An 18,754-nucleotide genomic window follows, 5' to 3' on the forward strand; every position below is an offset into this window, starting at 1 on the left:
TTGAGACAAAATGTTCCTTTCCAAACTTTGCTAATTTTGTTTTATTCTCTTATCCACCATTCCAAAACATATGAAGAAATATCTAGTATTGCTCCAAACTTTCCTATTTACAACCGTCCTCACTCAAGTAATAGCTCAGGAGAAAATAAAATCAGATGGGCCGTTATCTATTACAAAACATAAGATTTCAATCAATGGTAAAACAATAAACTATACTGCTACAACAGGGTATCTTGTATTACGGGAAGAAAGTGGCAAGGCCCGTGCCAATATTTTCTTTGTTGCCTATACCAAAGACGGTGTAGCAGATCCTGCCACCCGTCCAATTACTTACTCGTTCAATGGAGGTCCTGGCTCTTCTTCCGTGTGGCTTCATATGGGCGCATTAGGCCCTCGCCGTATTCAAATGACAGATGCAGGTGAATCTGAAGCTCCTCCCTATAATGTTATTGACAACGAATATACCTGGCTGGATGAAACAGATCTGGTTTTTATTGATCCAGTGACAACCGGTTATAGTCGTCCGGCAGAAGGTGTAGAGGGCAAAGAATTTCATGGTTATAATGAAGACATCGCATCTGTAGGAGATTTCATCCGATTATATACAACACAGTTTGAACGCTGGAGTTCACCAAAATTCCTGGCAGGTGAAAGTTATGGTACAACACGCTCAGCAGGTTTGTCAGGATATCTGCAAGATCGTCATGGTTTATATCTTAACGGCATTGTACTTATTTCTGCTGTTCTTAACTTTCAAACAATCTTATTTGATACAGGCAATGAACTACCTTTTGCCTTATATCTACCCACCTATTCAGCTATTGCCTGGTACCACAAGAAATTATCCCCGGAATATACTGATCTCAAAAAATTACTGTCTGAAGTAGAACAGTTTGCTATGGGAGAATATAGTATTGCACTGATGAAAGGAGACAAACTAACAGACGCTGAAAAACAAGCACTTACCGAGAAGCTTAACCGCTATACAGGTTTATCTAAGGAGTATATCCAACAAACACATTATCGGATTGAGATCTTACGATTCACCAAAGAACTGTTAAGAAAAGAAGGTCGAATGTCCGGACGCCTGGATGGTCGCTTCAAAGGCATTGACTACGATAATGCAGGTGAACATTTTGAATTTGATCCTAGCTACAATACTGCAATTTATGGCCCGTATACTACTGCCATTAATGACTATGTAAGACGTGAGTTAAAATATGAAAACGATCTGCCATATGAAGTTCTGACAGGACGGGTACATCCATGGAATTATACCAATGTACAAAACCGTTATCTGAATGTAGCAGAAACACTACGTCAGTCAATGGTTAAAAACCCATTTCTGAAAATCCTCGTATGTAATGGGTATTATGATCTGGCAACACCCTACTTTGCCACAGATTATACATTCAATCATATGTTTCTGGATAAATCTTTACAAAAAAATATAAAAATGACTTTCTATGAATCTGGTCATATGATGTACATTCACAAACCTTCTTTGATCCAATTCAGAAAAGATGTAAGTTCTTTTTACAAAGAAAGCCTTACTAGATAATGTTGTTTCGCCCTATATCTTTATCTATTATCCAGTGTCACATATATTTGTACAACTTCAGGAAACCCCTCACTATTTGCGTATCTATTTTCTATGGCTAATTTATTCAAATCTTTCCTGGGTGGATCATCAAAACCTACACTTACCCAAATCACCGAACAGTTAAAAGAACAATTAACAGATTTGGAATCTACAGGAGAAGTACTAAAAACAACGATTAGTTCTTTTTTTGATGCAGTAACCAAGGCTCAGGAAGAGGAAGTAAATATATCCATACGTTCGCTATCAGATCTTTTCTTTATGGCTGAGGAAAGCAGAAGTACTACAGCCATGATGATTTGTGGTTACTTGATAGAACAAGGGTACGATCCACAACTGGTTAGTGACCGCATTATTGAAAAGTTAGCTTATCTGACAGAATCAGCGTATGCCTTTTATCAGAAATTCAAAATAGAACTGGCAAAACAATCACCTGTCACGGATGACGAGGAAAGCGATGAAGAAGATGGATATGAATTACTGGAAGAGTTGAAGGAAAAGTATTGGGATGAAATGACAGATTCTATTATCTCCTGGAATACGTTGGAACAACAGTATACTCCCGCCGTTTCGGTATTTTCACTGGATCGTTCTCAATGTATCATTGCAGAAAACACACTGGAACATATCGGAGAAATGGCAGAGTATAACCAGGGATGTTATTGGCTCAACAAATTATTTGAAGTGCTGCATCATGAACCCATAGTAATCATAGAACCCTCTACAAGTACAGGTGTTATTGGCTATATGAGTGGCGTCGTTGACAATTTTCAACTACAAGCACTTATTATGGACACTTTCCCTCATAAGGGATCACCAAGGATCTCAAAAGCATATACTGATTTATTCAGAGGTATAGGACCACAATCATTGGAAGGATCAATGGTTTGCCACTGGAATCTTTATAACTGGCCTGTAATAACAGAACAGTTATTACTTCCTGATGCTAAAGACTATTCCACCTCCACCTATTGGATATGGGGTGAAGGGAAACCAGCAGATATTGGAGTTCTGGATGGGTATCGTATTGTCTTGTTAGGTGAACCCAGCTACCAGAGAAGTACTAATTTACAAAGAGTGTTTAACCACTTACAAGCAGATATTCTTATTGAAAAAGAATTGACACCTACTGAAGTACAGAATTGGCTTAGTCGTATGTATCAGGCAGCTCAGCAAGCCTGAAAGAAAATAATAATCTCTGCCACATCTAAATACACAAAGAGCCTGATTGTGTCAGGCTCTTTGTGGTATAAGGTATGTTCAGATTTAAAATCCAACCGCAACATAGACTTGAAATGCACTATTTTTAGAGTTTCGTAGTATGGTACTGCTATTAGTTGAGCTGTTAAGGCTGATCCCACCATCTTTACCAACCTCACGAAGTCCGTAGTTATAGCGGAATCCCAGGGATGCACCTTTAAAGTCAAATCCGATTCCACCTGCCAAGCCATAATCCAACCCATTGAATTTGTCTTTATCCAGATCTTTCACTCCGTCTACTGTACCATCGTCATCCACATCCTTTACATTCACATTTGTTAGTACAGCAGCATAAGGTCCTGCATGTATATTGAACGCGCCAATGTTAACGACCGCCAATACAGGAATTTGTATGTAGCCTAAATTAAAACGATATTTTCCACTTCCCTGCAAAAAGTTCTGATACTGCGTTTCTGATCCCACTACTGTATAAGATACTTCAGGCTGAATAGACAATACATCTTCAATAATAGGAGCTTTAGCAAAAACACCTACATTAAATCCGGCTTTAATATTTTCATCTCCTACTTCTGTCTTATAAAAGTTAGATAAATTTAATCCTCCTTTAATACCAAATTTTGCTTTTCCTCCATCCTGAGCATAGCAATAGGATCCCAGACTAATCAAAGTCAATAAACTAAATGCGATTTTTTTCATGGTTAGTTGTGTAATAATTAAACTATTGTCTACTGGTTGTATTAAAAAAATCCCCCTTTATACAAACTACAGAATGTTGCTTCCAAATTTATATAAAAGATACAAAGACTGATTTACATTGCTCTTTTCAGCAACAATCACTCTACAGTTAGATAAAAAATGATACCATACTCTCACTATCTTTTATTTGAAGGTCTTTTAGTATTATTTACCCAACAGGAAGAATCTATCTCTCAACCAGTTGATATAAGAAGATTATGCACCAGGAAGAAATTAAAAGATTTAGCATTCCTACTCCAGTTGTAGAAAAAAACGGACGGAAGTAATCAATATAGTCAAAACTACTTCCGTCCGTCAAGCAAGCCCAACATCTGCTATTTTATAATAAGTAAGTGATGTCCCAGGTTTATAAGAAGTAAAAACAATGCCTCCCTCAATGCATTAGTCGATACTACTATTTTTTCTCAAGTACCAATACTTCATCACTAATTTTATGCTCCATTGTATCCCAATTGGTATTTACATATTGTAAACGCAATGAGTTGGGTGTTTTTTTAAAGGTATAGGTTACCCCATCTACCCAATTACCTGCTTTGACATCCTTAAAGAAAATAATAGCGTCGTATTCTATTCCTTCACCAAAGTCATATACCAGTTCATAGGATTTGAAGTCTTGAAAATTTTGCACTTTACCATCACTGTCAAAGTGAATTACAGAGCCATCATTTCCTATTTTATAATCTCCAGCAATTAAGATTCTTCGGAGCTCTGTATCAAGATTTGTATCAACCTTTCTATATCTATCTGTCTTATTTGTTTTTGGGAAAAACATTTCCAGTATAGTCCCTCCATCATAATTCAACTCAAATGGCTCTGGAAATGCAGCATATTCGGAAACTTTTTCCAGATTGTTTACAAACTTTCCTTTTGATGTATCATATTTAATAAGACTACTATAACCTCCTTCGTGTGTAGTAAATCCTTCCAACATGGCAGTGTCTGATAACATTGTTTTTTTGTCAAGAGAGAAGCCTAAAACTTTACTATCATATTCTCTGCTTTTATATATGGATTGCCTGGTTTCAATATTTTTCAAATAACTTTCTGAAATCCAAAGACCATCTAACTTATCTGCAAGTGTAGCCCCTGCGTTAATAGTACTATTATTGGTGGTTTGAATACTATCAGCCTGAACATTATCAGTATTTGTGTTCTTTTCACTACAGGAAAAAAGAAATAAAGTCAAAAATAGGCTTGCTATTAATTTATTCATGTCTGTTAAGAGATGAGAGTTTATAAATTTCACAATAATAGTAGAGAAATAATCTATTTTTTGAAAATGTATAAAAGCTGGACTTAACAAAACTATATCTTCACTCCAACAAAAGCATTTATCAATTTCCGCATAATTCATCTATTATATTCTCCATTCGAATTTTTATCTTGCCAAATACACTCTAGAACTCGAAACCGCGTAAATGAAATCTGTTTTATTCTACTGCTTTTTCTTATTTATCTCATTCACCTGTTTTTCACAAAACGACACATCTGCTATCTCTCTGGTATCTTATTGGTCGAAAGGTGATTCTTTCAACTTTAAAATCACTAAAGTACAACAACAATGGAAAAAGGGAGAACTCTCGAAAAATGATTCTTCTTCTTATATAGCTAATTTTCTGGTTCTTGACTCTACAGCATCTTCCTACAAAATTAAATGGTCTTATAAAAATGATCTGGTAAGTGAGTATAATATCCCTTCAAAATTTGCCAGCTTACTATCTAAATATCAGGTAACAGAAGTCATTTATACAACTACTGAGATGGGTCAGTTCGTTGGTATTGAGAATTGGAAAGAAATAGGTAAAATGATGAAAGATTTAGTGGCAGATATTACAGAGACACTATACAAAGACAAACCAAAAGAAAAAGAAGCTTTCAAAAAAGCTATGCAAGCAATAGAGTCTGCCTATAGTAGCAAAGAAGGGGTTGAACAATTTATATTCAAAGAAATACAATACTTCCACTTTCCATTTGGTTATCAATTTTCTCAGACTACACCACTCACTTACGAGCAACCTATTCCAAATATGTTTGGGGGATCAGCTGTTAGAGGCGATACCAAGCTCTATATCAAAGGTGTAGACAAGAAAAATTCCACGTTTACACTCATGCAGGAAATGAAACTCAACCCAGAGGATACTCGGAAAATGCTAACAGAACTATTCAGAAAAATGAATGTCCCTAGTACAGATAAAATGATGGAAAGTGCCAAGATAGATATCAATGATACAAATCAGTATGAATATGATTATTTGGTCGGAACTCCAATAAAAATTGAGACACTTAGAAAGACCATAGTAGACATTGACAAAGAAAAAGCCTTGCGGATTGATAAGATAAAAATTGAAGTACTAAAAGATTAGAATTAACAGGGAACACATTCTGTGAGCTATGTGATATACGTCAGAAAGAAATACTAATCAGAATTTGATGTTACCAGATAATATGAGTTCTGATTAGTATTTTCTTCTTCTAATGGAAACTCCATCAAATAGATATCAATTATTGAGTAGATTCATCAGAGCAAAACTTTCATTTTTCAGCTAGTTGTAGTTTTGGTTTCCGCAGTGAATAAATAATTGCCTCTGCAACCAGCAGATTGGGAATCCAGCAGAGCCAGGCAACAATCTGATAAGCTTCCAGAAATGTTAACTTGAAAAATATCTGTAAAACAGGAATCCAGAGACGTAAGGTAACTGCGGCAAAGGTAAGGGCATAGTTACGAATCATCCATTGCTCATGTCCTTTCACATCTCCACCTCTGATTGTCTGGTAAGCCTGTATATCTGTGATCAACCATAAAATAGCCAGAGAAATAAAGCCGATAACAGGTATTATTCCTCCATTAGCATTAAAGGCAATAATCAGTCCAGCCAAACTGCTCAGCATAACGGCAATAACATAGACCTTACCTGCATTACGATGCAGTGTGGTATAGCGACGTCGGAATCGTTTGATAAACTGCCATCCACCAATAAAAAGTGCTATTGCACCAAAACCAGCATGTACATAAAAAGATGTCCGGTAGAATATACTTGTCAGAAGTTCTTTAGCCTTGGATGCCAATAGATTCTGCTCTTTGAAAGTAAAATACGAAAAGGCATAAGCAGCGATTCCTACAGATAGAAAAATCATAAGGCCTTTGAGAAGTGAACGCAGAGAAAAATTTTTCATAGTTGTAGTTAATTATTTCACTCATTATGAATCTTGTATAGCTCAAATGTAAAAGGTATATCAAAGATAAGAATGCACTTGTATATAGCATATACACCTCCGGTAAAACGCCTAATCCAAAGGGGTAAATCGTCATTTTCTATCGGTAAAAATGATATCGGCTTAGTTACAACTATCTCATGATTAGCACTAAGCACTTGTGCAGTTCAAAATATTTGGAAATACGACAGGATAAGTGGAAAAGATACTATTTTTGGAAAGCATTCTACAAAATAGAGACACTTCATTCTCTATCTTAAACCAGTTTTTATAACCCAAATTATTCATCTCACATTTGTATGAAAAGCATTTTAGCTGAAGTTGTAACCATTGGTGATGAGATTCTGTATGGACAGATTACAGATACCAATACCCAATGGATGAGTGCTGAACTTTCAAAAATTGGTATCCGAACAGTTCGTAAATCATCGGTTGGCGATACAGAAGATCAGATCCTCCAGATATTGAAGGAAGCAGAATCACGGGCGGATGTCATTCTGATTACAGGTGGACTGGGACCTACTAAAGATGATATTACGAAAAAAACACTGGCTAAATATTTTGGTGTAGGAATGGTTCTGAATGAGGAAGCACTAGCCAATGTCACAGAAATATTTGCCCGCCGCGGTTTTGAACTAACCGAACTCAATCGCCAACAGGCAATGGTTCCGACCAATTGTACTTGTATCGTAAATAAAGCTGGCACAGCTCCAGGCATGTGGTTTGAGCACCAGGGTAAAATTTTTGTATCTATGCCAGGTGTTCCCTACGAAATGAAATGGATCATGGAAAACTGGGTGCTTGAACATCTTAGTGCATTCTTTCAAACACCAGCTATCTACCATAAAAATATACGAACTATCGGAATTGGGGAATCTTTTCTGGCAGAACAAATCGAGGCATGGGAAGATGCATTACCTTCTCATATTCGTCTGGCTTATCTGCCTAGCATGGGACAGGTTAAACTACGTCTGACTGCGACAGGTGCATCCATAAGTGAACTTGAGGCAGAAGTACAACAGCAAGTAAATACTTTGCTTACTATCATACCGGAATATGTATACGGCTATGATGATGATGAATTGGAAACTGTCATTGGCAAGCTTTTGTTGGACCAAAATCTTACACTAGCCACTGCAGAAAGCTGTACAGGAGGATATGTAGCCCATACAATAACCAAAGTTCCCGGCAGTTCACGATACTTTACAGGAGGTATGGTTACTTATAGTAACGATATGAAGATTAATCAGTTGGATGTGCTTCCAGATACATTGGTACAATATGGAGCAGTTAGTGAAGAAACAGTGCGCCAAATGGCAGAGAATGTTCGTAAAAAACTGAATACAGATATTGGCATTTCTACAAGTGGCATTGCAGGGCCAGATGGAGGAACTCCAGACAAACCAGTAGGTACTATATGGATAGCGTATGCAGATAAGGATAAGACCGTTACAAAAAAATTGCAGTTGTTCAGAGATCGTCTGCTAAACATTCAATACACTACCTTATCAGTACTGAATCTGTTACGCCAGAATCTGCCAGCCTCTGTAGAAACGGCTGCGCCATAAAAGGCCATGAATGCATATTTATCCAGATACTAAAGTATTTGCCTTATAGGTTTGATATAAATGTGGTCATTGAGCCAAAAAACAATTTAACTATATGGGTACATTAAAAAAATAGTATTTTTGCTGCGACGGGAAGGTAGCTACATTTGAAGAACACCCTTACATCTATCATTTTTAATTTTTGAAATATGGCATTGATTGAAATGGTTATGCCCAAAATGGGCGAAAGTATCATAGAAGGTACAATCCTGGCATGGCTAAAGAAAGAAGGACAAACAATAGAACAAGACGAAGCAGTACTGGAAGTTGCCACAGATAAGGTAGATACAGAAGTACCCGCTACACATTCAGGCGTTTTAAAACAAATACTAGCTCAATCAGGTGCGGTTGTTCAGGTAGGAACTCCTATTGCTATTATCGCTACAGAAGCTGATGCAGAAGCCATTATCAATCCTTCTGCAACCCCAACAACAGAAACTGAGCAGGAAGAACCAGTGGAAGAAGTAGAACAACATATACAAATCATAGAGTCCAAAATTAATAGCTTATCTTCCAGACCATCTTTCCAACTATTGGATACACCTGTTGCTGGTAGATTTTATTCTCCCCTTGTTTTAACAATAGCACGGGAAGAAGGCATCTCTATGTCCGAACTAGAACGCATTCCGGGTAGTGGCGGAGATAATCGTGTGACGAAAAAAGATATTCTACAATATATTCAAAGTAAAAATCCAGGTTTTACTTCTCCTGATTTAACACCTGCCAATGTTGATATACCAGAAGTAGCTTCTGTCAAAGCCACGTTTGGAGAAATTATAGAACCTCAGTCTGAAAATACAAACACTACTTCTCTGGCAGATGAAACATTGTCTTTGATTGAGCAGGTTAAGTCTATTCCAAAAGAAGTACCAACACCTGTTATACCAACACCTGAAGTTTCAACACCAACTATACAGGAAACAGTAAAACAACCGGAGACAGAAGTAAAAGCAGAAACCCAAACCATAACTCCAGAACCTGAAAAAACAATTCAGCAACCCGAAAAAGCTTCTGAAGAAAAAGCATCTGTGGTGCAGACTCCAGAGGTTAAGCAGCCTGTTACAGAAGTAAAACAACCTGTTACCCAAACAATAGAGCCTGTGCAGCCTAGCATAAAAGTGACAGAGCCTGTACAACCCGTTTCTACACCAGCAGTTTCGTATAGTGGACGGGCAGATATTATTGAAATGGACCGGATGCGTAAAATGATTGCGCAACGCATGGTTGATTCCAAACGTATCTCACCTCACGTCACCTCTTTTGTAGAAGCAGACGTAACTAACATGGTGTATTGGAGAAACCGGGTAAAACAGGAATTTAAATCACGGGAAGGTGATACCATTACATTTACACCTGTGTTTATAGAAGCAATTGCCAAGGCAATCAAAGATTATCCAATGATCAATGCCTCTGTAGAAGGAGATAAGATCATTGTAAAAAAAGATATTAACATTGGTATGGCTGTAGCTTTACCAAGTGGTAATCTGATTGTACCTGTCATTAAAAATGCCGATCAACTGAATCTGGTAGGCTTAACAAAAAAAGTAAATGACTTGGCGCGTCGTGCCCGTGAGAACAAACTTACAGTTGATGATCTGGCAGATGGGACTTTTACCATGTCTAATGTAGGATCATTTGGTAATGTTATGGGTACACCTATCATTATGCAACCACAGGTAGCTATCATGGCATTTGGTGCTATTCAGAAAAAACCAGCGGTTATTGAAACTCCGTTTGGAGATACACTAGGCATTCGCCACCTGATGTTTTTGTCACACAGCTACGATCATAGAGTAGTAGACGGTTCACTGGGAGGTATGTTTGTACGTAGGGTTGCCGACTATCTGGAAGCCTTTGATGTAAATCGTAAGATCTTTTCTTAATTACAACAACTGCCAGCTAAACAATACAGCTGGCAGTTTTGTTTTATGGGTATTCGTATCATTAAGCTTGCTGGTGAGTAATAATCAGCAAGCTTTTGTATATATTACCCTTCCCAAAACACAAAATACAGATATATTTGTATTTTGGGGCCTAAGAATTTCTATTATTCCAGACCAGCTATTGCTATCAGGCTGTATTGATTGTTCAGTACAATTACTATGAGAAGAAATGCCGTTTATAATACAATTGCTTTTATATTAAGCGTTACTATTCTTATCAATATCAGTATTCTTGCTTACAACCGTATTCAGAATCTGGTAAACTCTTCTGAGAGCGTAGAACATACTTACCAAACACTGCTCTATGTAGAAGAAATGTTTACAAATCTACGTTCAGCAGTTAACTCCCAACGTGGTTATCTTTTATCAGGAGACTCTCTACATCTGATAAACTATCACCAATACAAAAAGGATACATACAGCAAATTACATCAGACAGATAGTATAACAATTGACAATCCAATACAGACACACAATCTGGATACATTGCGTCACCTGCTTGACCAAAGATTTGCCAATCTGGATTCTCTTGTTGCAGCCTACCAGGCTGCTTATACCCCCACTAATACTGTATTTCGAGGAGACATCTCTTATGATCGTAAAACCACAGAGCAGCTATTAGCGAAGTTAAGATCCATTCGTGCCCATGAACAGAAACTAAAAGAAGAACGTACACTTATCAAAAATGCCAGTGAGGCTTCTGCCCCTGTGTTCCTTCTTATTCTGGCAATAATTACTTTATGCCTGTTAATCTTCTCCTTTCTGATACTGAACAAAGAGCTAAGAAAAAGGCTGGCAACTCAAATAGAGCTTGAATTAAAAGTAGAAGCATTAAATCGCTCGAATCAGGAACTGGAACAGTTTGCCTATGTAGCCTCTCATGACCTACAAGAACCTCTACGTAAGATTATGACCTTCGGATCGATGCTTAAGACAAAACAAAAAGATAAACTTGATCAGGAAGGTAATCGTACGTTGGATACTATTATGGATCTGAGCCGTAGAATGAAACAACTGATTGAAGATTTACTTAGCTTTTCACGTATTGTCAATCAAAATCAATCCTTTGTCACTACAGATCTGAACATACTTCTCAAACAAGTGCTTGATGATCTGTCAGAACCTATCCAACAGCAACAAGCACAAATTTCTATTGGTAAGCTGCCTACACTCAGAGTACAACCTGTACAAATCCAGCAGTTGTTTCAAAACCTGCTCCTAAATTCTTTAAAATATGCTAAGCCAGGGGTACCTCCAATCATTCAGATTTCTTCACAAATCTCAACTAACCAGGAACTCAACCTCAGCGAAAACATGATTAGCCGAACCTTTTATAAAATACAGATAGCAGACAATGGAATTGGGTTTGAACAGGAATATGCAGAAAAGATATTTACTATATTTCAACGTTTGCATACTCAGGAAGAATATAAAGGGACTGGAGTTGGACTGGCCGTATGCAAGCGGGTTGTCACCAATCATGGAGGATATATACAGGCCATTGGTACTCCTGCTCAGGGAGCGATTTTCTCTGTCTATCTGCCAGCCTGAAATAGATAGCAGTATTAAGGCATAGGACTCAATACTGCCTCTACACAATTATTTCTCAAATGTAAGTACTTCCTGTACCTCTCCACATTCAAGCATCTTATCTCCAAAATAAGGATTTTTAATTTCTTTATTTACGCTCAACCAATAAGCTCCTTTGTCATTCAGCGCCATTGGACAATATTGTTTATAAACTGTGGTTGTGGCACCATAGGTATTAACAACTTCATACATAATCTTGGAAAGATCTTCGAAACCAGCTCTTTTGTCTTCTAACCCTTTTTCAGTTTGCAATGTTGTGACAGAGCGAATGATCATTGCTTTGGATGTTTTCCATTTAGTCTGAACTTCTATGTTTAGTTTGGTAGTATCTACCTTATTAGTAGCTCCAATCAAATCTGTAGCTTTCTGATTAATTTCAGAGGTATCAGATTTCACAAAACTATCCTTTAACATAAAATAGGAAGTCAAAATATTCTCAAACTGGCCAGGAGCTGCAAGTGAAGGCTTCACAATAGTAGGCGCTGGCAAATCCATTTCTTCAGACTCTTCTGCTTTTTGTTGATCATTAGTAGGTTGACAACTTATTAAACTTCCATATCCTACACAGAGTACACACACATACACAAAGATTTTTTTCATATACTGTAAATGATTTGGTAAACACATAAAAACGCTATCTATCAACTATTTATCTCAAAATATTCTTACCCTACCTTAAAAAATGAAGAAATAAACGAGAATATACAAATATAGATGTTTACATTTCAACAATGATGCAAACCAATACCTAAAATTGGTTCTTTTTTGCATGAATTTCTGCAACAATAGTAGTCCCAATTCTACTCTACCCAAGTTAAAAGTATCTGAATTACACAGAAACTTCCAGTTAATAAATATAGCCAAGCAGAAGTGTTTAGAAAAATCCTCCACAGGATTCCAGCAAGCGTGTACCAGGTGTTCAGTATTTAAAAATTTTACCTAGTTATCATTTATAAACCTTTCAGCAAGATTTCTGATAGATCCAGCCATGTACTCTGTGCTGTCATTTATCACAGGTATCTGTATATGTGTCCATTATGATTCCTGAGCATTTTAAGAATGAACAAACTATACTTACGATTACACCTTTCCGTTTATGACAACATTTCACCACAACTCAACGACAAAACCCTTAGATTTATGGGTAAGCAACGAATTGCTTTCTCCCAATCCGTCTGCACGTCCTTGTCCTTTATTAATGCATCTTTCAGAGGCAGATACAAGTACACAGACACTTTTCTGGAATCCGCTGCGAGCTGTATTACCTGGCTTGGTCAGAGTTCATCGATTCAATACTATAGAAGATGCTGGTAATCTGGTAGTAATCCCTCATGATGCTAAAGAATGGATGTTTCAAAAGAAATTAGGCGAATTACGTAACTATATACGTAAGGTGCTAGCGACTGGCCGGACAGTTGTAACATTTGCAGGGGGTATGGAATATGAACCACAACCAGGAGAAATTGTATTTGCAACGTCTGTTTATCAATATCCAGGAGAAAAGTTGCTCCCTATACCAACCTGGATATATGACATAGGACATTTAATCACTCCTATTTCCAAACCAGCTACTCCAACTATTGCCTTTGATGGAAATACAAAATATTCCAGTACTATAAACAAATTGACCAAACCCATTCCTGTACCAGATGCAGTAATCTATAAGTTAGCCTTAAGTCGTAAACTAGGGCGTAGTCTGGATATCAAATATCGCTTTATGATTCCAAGACTGTTACGTCAGCGGGTATTGAAAGCTGTAAGAGCGGCCAGTAATCTGAAATCTCATCTTGTGGAACGTGATCATTTCTTTGTACTGGCAGAAGAAGAAAGGGTAAAAGCACGTGCAGAATATCTGCGCAGTACTCAGGAACATGCCTATATACTTTGTATGCGAGGCGATGCAAATGGTGATTTTCGTACCTATGAAGTATTATCAGCCGGGCGTATCCCTGTCATCATAGATACAAAACTACAGTTACCACCACTACAAGGCTTAAAATGGGAAGACTTTTGTGTATTTGTCCCACTAACAAAACTGGATCAGATTGGAGAGATAGTTCAACAGTTCCATGCAAAATTAACGGAAGAAACGTTTCAGGAAAAATGCCAGATGGCAAGAGCTGCGTTTGACCAATTGCTTCCTCATAACTTTATTGTGCATGTGATCAATGAGATTCACACCCGTGTAGCATCAACTACTAATGATATTCCAGTTATGGCTGGAGCAGCTACCACTGAAACCACGTATCAAAGGCCAGGTAAAAAATAACCAGGTGTGTGATAAATAAAGTAATAGCTGCCAGCCTGGAAAAGTATACATCCAACTGGCAGCTAATTTTTTATATACGCATAATTAGATTCTTTACCGGACGAACAGGGCGGCCAGCAATATGATCTACCAAAGCCTGAGCATGTTCACGTCCATTTTCTATAAAGACTTTTTCTGTGTGAATACCCGCTACTACAGTTCCACATACATATAAACCCTTTACATTTGTCTCAAAGGTCTGATTGTCATAGCTAGGTACCATTACCTCATTCAATTGAATCCCTGACCGAAAAAGCAACTTGGCATCAGGAACATATCCAGCCAGTATGAATACAAAATCAGCAGGCAAAGTAGATTCTTCCTTGGTATGGACATTCTGAATAATCAGCGAATCAGAAGAAATCGATTGTACAGTTGAGTTGAAAATAGCTTTGATCTTGCCTTCCTTCATCCGATTTTTCACATCTGGAATTAACCAGTATTTTACCGTTTGTCTTAAGTCTTCATTTCTGTGAACAATAGTGACATCCACATCATGTCGATACAGTTCCAATGCAGCCTCCACAGCAGAGTTAGCTCCTCCAACAATCACAACCTTTGAATACGAGTACTTATACGGTTCATCATAGTAATGAGACACATGAGGTAAATCCTCTCCTGGCACATTCAATTTACGCGGGACATCAAAATAGCCAGTTGCAATCACCACATTCTTTGCAAAATAGGTCTCACCTTTTGCTGTGAATACATGAAAAATCTCATCTTTTTTTTCAACACTTGTTACTTCTGTAAACAACTTGAAATTCAGATGAAAATAGCCAGCAACTTTTCTGTAATACTGTAGCGCTTCTTCTCTGTTTGCCTTGACATTGGAAATAGGAAAAGGAATACCTCCAATCTCAATATTTTCAGCTGTTGAGAAGAAACGCATCCGTCGAGGATATCGGCGAATAGACTCTGTTAAACTGCCTTTCTCAAGAATAATATGACTAAGCTTACTTTTCACAGCTTCAATAGCAACAGCCAATCCACAAGGTCCTCCTCCCACAACTAGTATATCTACTATTTCACTCATTTTATCATAGGTTTTAAGATTAATGATCTGTTCACAATAAAGAACAGAGTATCAAGTAAAAATGTCCATAAAAAATATACGGGACAAGACTTTTATCAGAAAGCCTTGTCCCGTATCCATAAATTGACTTTTCACAAAAAAGTTCTTAATGCAATCCCCGTCTAGCTCTTTTTTTTGATCCAAACTCAAAAGAGGTATTTACAGATACAACAGAGTTTCGAACAGTAGGCTCTGCCTGTGAGATATTAGTAATACCCGGTGCGACCCTTGCATCCACTACCCACCAGATTTTTTCCAGTTGCATCCGGATACCAAAACCCAAAATAGCACTTACATCAGTTTTTTTAAATTGTGGAGTGATATTACCTGCCAGTGAGTTATGAGCACCTAACAAGTAACTAAATTGGGGACCAGCAAAAAAGAAGGGAGTACTACGTGTTCGAGACCAGAAGTAATACTTCAAAAGCAAAGGTACTGCTATGTAATTTAACGTTGTACGAGAAGTAACCTTTATCGTATTACGAAGTCGTCCGCCCTGCCGTGAATAAAGTATTTCTCCTCCAAAGTTTAAACTACTATTTCCGGTATAATTCCAGGAAAAGCCAACATTAAAATCAGGTAATACATTATAATTTGTTGCTCCTTTTCCCTGAAGGTCTTTGATATTGCCTCCAAGTTTAGGCCCCATTGTAAAACTTTGTGCATTGATGTGTTGAACACTTCCTACCAGGCATATCCCCAGAAAGAAAGTATAAATAATAGATTTATTCATAATCGGATTGTTTGTAAAATGCAAGCAGTGTTAGAACGTAAAAATGCTTTTTTTCTTTTGCTAAAAGCAAACTCATGCATTTAACGGGATTTTTGATTTTTTGTTAAAGCCTTACCAAAAAATCGTAATTGTTCTATCAAAATAAAAGTCAGCTACAGAAGTATTGCTTTACATCTATAGCTGACAAGTTCTATTTGTAGTCAATATATCTGTTGTTATTGCTCCATGAGCCAGGCTTTCAGAAACTCATCGATTTCTCCATTCAATACAGCTTCTGTATTTGAAGTCTGATAACCTGTGCGATGATCTTTGACACGTCTGTCATCCAGAACATAGCTTCGAATCTGAGATCCCCATTCAATCTTTTTCTTGCCAGCCTCAATCTCAGCCACTGCTTCCATACGCTTACGCATCTCTGCTTCATATAACTGAGAACGTAACAATCGCATTGCATTTTCCTTGTTTTGCAGCTGAGAACGGGATTCCTGGTTTTTGATCACAATACCAGACGGTTTGTGATACAAACGAACCGCAGTTTCCACTTTGTTAACGTTCTGTCCACCAGCCCCACCAGAACGGAAAGTTTCCCATTCAATATCTGAATCCTTCACATCTATTTCAATAGAATCATCAATCAAAGGATATACATAGACTGAGGCAAAGGATGTATGGCGTCGGGCATTAGAGTCAAAAGGAGAAACCCGAACCAATCGATGTACGCCATTCTCGCCTTTCAGATATCCATATGCCAGATCTCCTTCAAACTGTAATGTAACAGATTTAACACCTGCCACATCTCCCTCCTGAAAGTCTTGTTCAATTACCTTATACCCATTTTTCTCACCCCACATAATATACATACGCATCAGCATACTTGCCCAGTCACAGCTTTCTGTTCCACCAGCACCTGCGGTAATCTGCACAACTGCACTTAGCTGATCTTCCTCTGCGCCAAGCATTTTTTTGAATTCCAGTTCTTCTATGGATTGGGAAACTTTTGCGTACTCAGCATCAATCTCTTCTTCTGCTACATCTCCGGTCTGGAAGAACTCATACAATGTTTCCAGATCTCCATATCCCGCTTCAACAGCATCATAATCAGCAGTCCAGAACTTGAGTGAACGGATGCTTTTGAGTGTCTTCTCAGCTTCCTTCGGATTATTCCAGAAATCAGGTTGTAATGTTATTTTTTCCAGGCTTTGAACTTCTTCTTTCTTATGATCGTAGTCAAAGATACCCCCTTAAAGCCGAAATACGGGCTTTCAACTCTTTGAGTTGTTCTGTTGTCATGTTAGTATAAAAGTTTAGTATGAATGGTAAACGTACCAAATCAAAATTTTAGGGTGCAAAGATACGGTTTTCATTGATAAAAACAGAATAAGGGCATTTCCAGAAAATAGTATCTTTGCAGCCATCTACTTTAAAACCAGATTATACCAATGAGTTCCCAACCTCTTGCAGAACGAATTCGTCCTAAGAAACTTGATGAAGTAATCGGACAACCACATTTAGTAGGTGAAAATAGTGTGTTACGTCGGGTACTAGCTTCCGGCCATATTCCGTCTATGATCCTGTGGGGTCCTCCAGGTGTTGGCAAAACGACTTTGGCTACCTTAATTGCTCATGAGGCGGGGTTACCCTTTTTCACACTAAGTGCTATAAGTTCAGGTGTCAAGGAAGTACGAGAGGTAATTGAACTGGCAAAGGCGCATGGCAAAGCTATTTTGTTCATTGATGAAATTCACCGCTTTAACAAGAGTCAGCAGGATGCATTACTGGGAGCAGTAGAACGCGGTACTATTACCCTTATTGGAGCAACAACCGAGAATCCTTCTTTTGAAGTAAACTCTGCCTTGTTATCTCGTTCACAAGTATACATCCTGAAAGCACTTACTCCGGAAGATCTTATCCAGCTGATTCATATTGCTCTCAAAAAAGACAAACTACTTGCAGAAAAGACTGTCGAAGTACGTGAAACAGAAGCTTTGCTAAATATTTCAGGAGGTGATGCCCGAAAGTTACTTAATCTGTTGGAGCTGGTAATTAATGCTTTTCCCGTCGGACAAGATATCGTCATTACAGATGATAAAGTTATGGAAATAGCTCAACGCCGGGTAGCTTTATATGACAAAGGTGGAGAGCAACACTATGATATTATTTCTGCTTTCATTAAGTCTATTCGTGGAAGTGATCCAAATGCAGCTGTTTACTGGCTGGCCCGCATGTTGGCAGGAGGTGAAGATATTAAATTCATTGCTCGCCGACTTGTCATTCTTGCCTCTGAGGATATTGGCAACGCAAATCCCAATGCACTTTTGCTAGCCACCAGTTGTATGCAGGCAGTACAAATGGTAGGTATGCCTGAATCAGAAATCATTTTGTCGCAATGTGTTGTCTTCTTGGCTACTTCTGTGAAGAGTAATTCTTCCTATGTTGCAATAAAAAAAGCAAACGAGCTAATACGTATGAAGGGAGACCTGCCTGTACCTTTACACATCCGCAATGCACCAACAAAACTTATGAAACAACAAGGCTATGGGCAGAATTACCAGTATGCCCATGACTATGAAGGAAACTTTGTAAATCAGGAATTTCTACCCGCAGATATCTCAGGATCCAAATTGTATGATCCCGGTAATAATACAAGAGAGAACGAACTTAGAAAACAACTAAAAAATCAGTGGGGTAGTAAATACAATTACTAGGAT

General features: G+C 37.9%; 15 protein-coding genes. 8 read left to right on the forward strand and 7 right to left on the reverse strand.

The window, feature by feature from the left end:
- The first annotated feature begins 70 nt into the window (after positions 1-70).
- Positions 71-1,561: a S10 family peptidase gene (locus tag QNI15_RS26480; RefSeq protein ID WP_314034601.1), complete on the forward strand. Its 1,491-nt coding sequence runs from the start codon at positions 71-73 to the stop codon at positions 1,559-1,561.
- 93 nt (positions 1,562-1,654) lie between these two features.
- Entirely contained in the window at positions 1,655-2,782 is a 1,128-nt protein-coding gene (locus tag QNI15_RS26485; RefSeq protein WP_314034603.1) for a hypothetical protein, read from the forward strand.
- Between the two features lie 84 nt (positions 2,783-2,866).
- Here the strand turns inward: QNI15_RS26485 and QNI15_RS26490 are convergent, their stop codons facing one another.
- Complete coding sequence (locus QNI15_RS26490; protein ID WP_314034605.1) at positions 2,867-3,517, reverse strand: porin family protein; 651 nt, start codon at positions 3,515-3,517, stop codon at positions 2,867-2,869.
- Positions 3,518-3,971: 454 nt separating this feature from the next.
- Entirely contained in the window at positions 3,972-4,790 is an 819-nt protein-coding gene (locus QNI15_RS26495; RefSeq protein WP_314001727.1) for a hypothetical protein, read from the reverse strand.
- A 205-nt stretch (positions 4,791-4,995) separates the two neighbouring features.
- Between QNI15_RS26495 and QNI15_RS26500 the strand changes: the two genes are divergently transcribed.
- Positions 4,996-5,940: a hypothetical protein gene (locus QNI15_RS26500; RefSeq protein ID WP_314034607.1), complete on the forward strand. Its 945-nt coding sequence runs from the start codon at positions 4,996-4,998 to the stop codon at positions 5,938-5,940.
- Between the two features lie 169 nt (positions 5,941-6,109).
- On the opposite strand, the gene QNI15_RS26505 is transcribed toward QNI15_RS26500, so the two are convergent.
- Positions 6,110-6,751 (reverse strand): DUF2306 domain-containing protein, encoded by a 642-nt coding sequence (locus QNI15_RS26505; RefSeq protein WP_314034609.1) that lies wholly within the window; start codon positions 6,749-6,751, stop codon positions 6,110-6,112.
- A gap of 338 nt (positions 6,752-7,089) precedes the next feature.
- Between QNI15_RS26505 and QNI15_RS26510 the strand changes: the two genes are divergently transcribed.
- The 3 genes from QNI15_RS26510 to QNI15_RS26520 all read left to right on the forward strand — a co-directional run bounded on the left by QNI15_RS26510 (position 7,090) and on the right by QNI15_RS26520 (position 11,891).
- The gene (locus QNI15_RS26510; RefSeq protein ID WP_314034611.1) at positions 7,090-8,358 is read left to right on the forward strand and encodes a competence/damage-inducible protein A; all 1,269 of its coding nucleotides are present in this window, start codon (positions 7,090-7,092) and stop codon (positions 8,356-8,358) included.
- Between the two features lie 188 nt (positions 8,359-8,546).
- The gene (locus QNI15_RS26515) at positions 8,547-10,280 is read left to right on the forward strand and encodes a 2-oxo acid dehydrogenase subunit E2 (protein ID WP_314005782.1); all 1,734 of its coding nucleotides are present in this window, start codon (positions 8,547-8,549) and stop codon (positions 10,278-10,280) included.
- Between the two features lie 219 nt (positions 10,281-10,499).
- A complete protein-coding gene (locus QNI15_RS26520; RefSeq protein ID WP_314034613.1) occupies positions 10,500-11,891 on the forward strand; it encodes a sensor histidine kinase in 1,392 nt (463 codons plus the stop codon).
- Between the two features lie 48 nt (positions 11,892-11,939).
- Here QNI15_RS26520 and QNI15_RS26525 read toward each other — a convergent pair whose 3' ends face one another.
- Positions 11,940-12,530 (reverse strand): DUF3347 domain-containing protein, encoded by a 591-nt coding sequence (locus QNI15_RS26525; RefSeq protein ID WP_314034615.1) that lies wholly within the window; start codon positions 12,528-12,530, stop codon positions 11,940-11,942.
- 496 nt (positions 12,531-13,026) lie between these two features.
- On the opposite strand from QNI15_RS26525, the gene QNI15_RS26530 reads away from it, so the two are divergent.
- Positions 13,027-14,199, forward strand: coding sequence for an exostosin domain-containing protein (locus QNI15_RS26530; RefSeq protein ID WP_314034617.1), 1,173 nt, complete (start codon positions 13,027-13,029; stop codon positions 14,197-14,199).
- A gap of 70 nt (positions 14,200-14,269) precedes the next feature.
- Here QNI15_RS26530 and QNI15_RS26535 read toward each other — a convergent pair whose 3' ends face one another.
- From QNI15_RS26535 to prfB, 3 genes are all read right to left on the reverse strand, one after another.
- Entirely contained in the window at positions 14,270-15,274 is a 1,005-nt protein-coding gene (locus tag QNI15_RS26535) for a YpdA family putative bacillithiol disulfide reductase (protein WP_314034619.1), read from the reverse strand.
- A gap of 145 nt (positions 15,275-15,419) precedes the next feature.
- Positions 15,420-16,046, reverse strand: a complete 627-nt coding sequence (locus QNI15_RS26540) for a porin family protein (RefSeq protein WP_314034621.1) — start codon at positions 16,044-16,046, stop codon at positions 15,420-15,422.
- A gap of 215 nt (positions 16,047-16,261) precedes the next feature.
- Positions 16,262-17,336, reverse strand: a protein-coding gene (gene prfB / locus QNI15_RS26545; RefSeq protein WP_314034623.1) for a peptide chain release factor 2 whose coding sequence is annotated in 2 segments (ribosomal slippage) — positions 16,262-17,275 and positions 17,277-17,336 — 1,074 coding nt in all. Because the reading frame shifts where the segments join, the coding sequence is not laid out codon by codon here.
- A 149-nt stretch (positions 17,337-17,485) separates the two neighbouring features.
- Here prfB and QNI15_RS26550 point away from each other — a divergent pair.
- Entirely contained in the window at positions 17,486-18,751 is a 1,266-nt protein-coding gene (locus tag QNI15_RS26550) for a replication-associated recombination protein A (RefSeq protein WP_314005761.1), read from the forward strand.
- Positions 18,752-18,754 lie beyond the last annotated feature (3 nt).

The sequence above is a fragment of the Xanthocytophaga flava genome (assembly GCF_030068545.1).
Lineage (GTDB): Bacteria > Bacteroidota > Bacteroidia > Cytophagales > 172606-1 > Xanthocytophaga > Xanthocytophaga flava.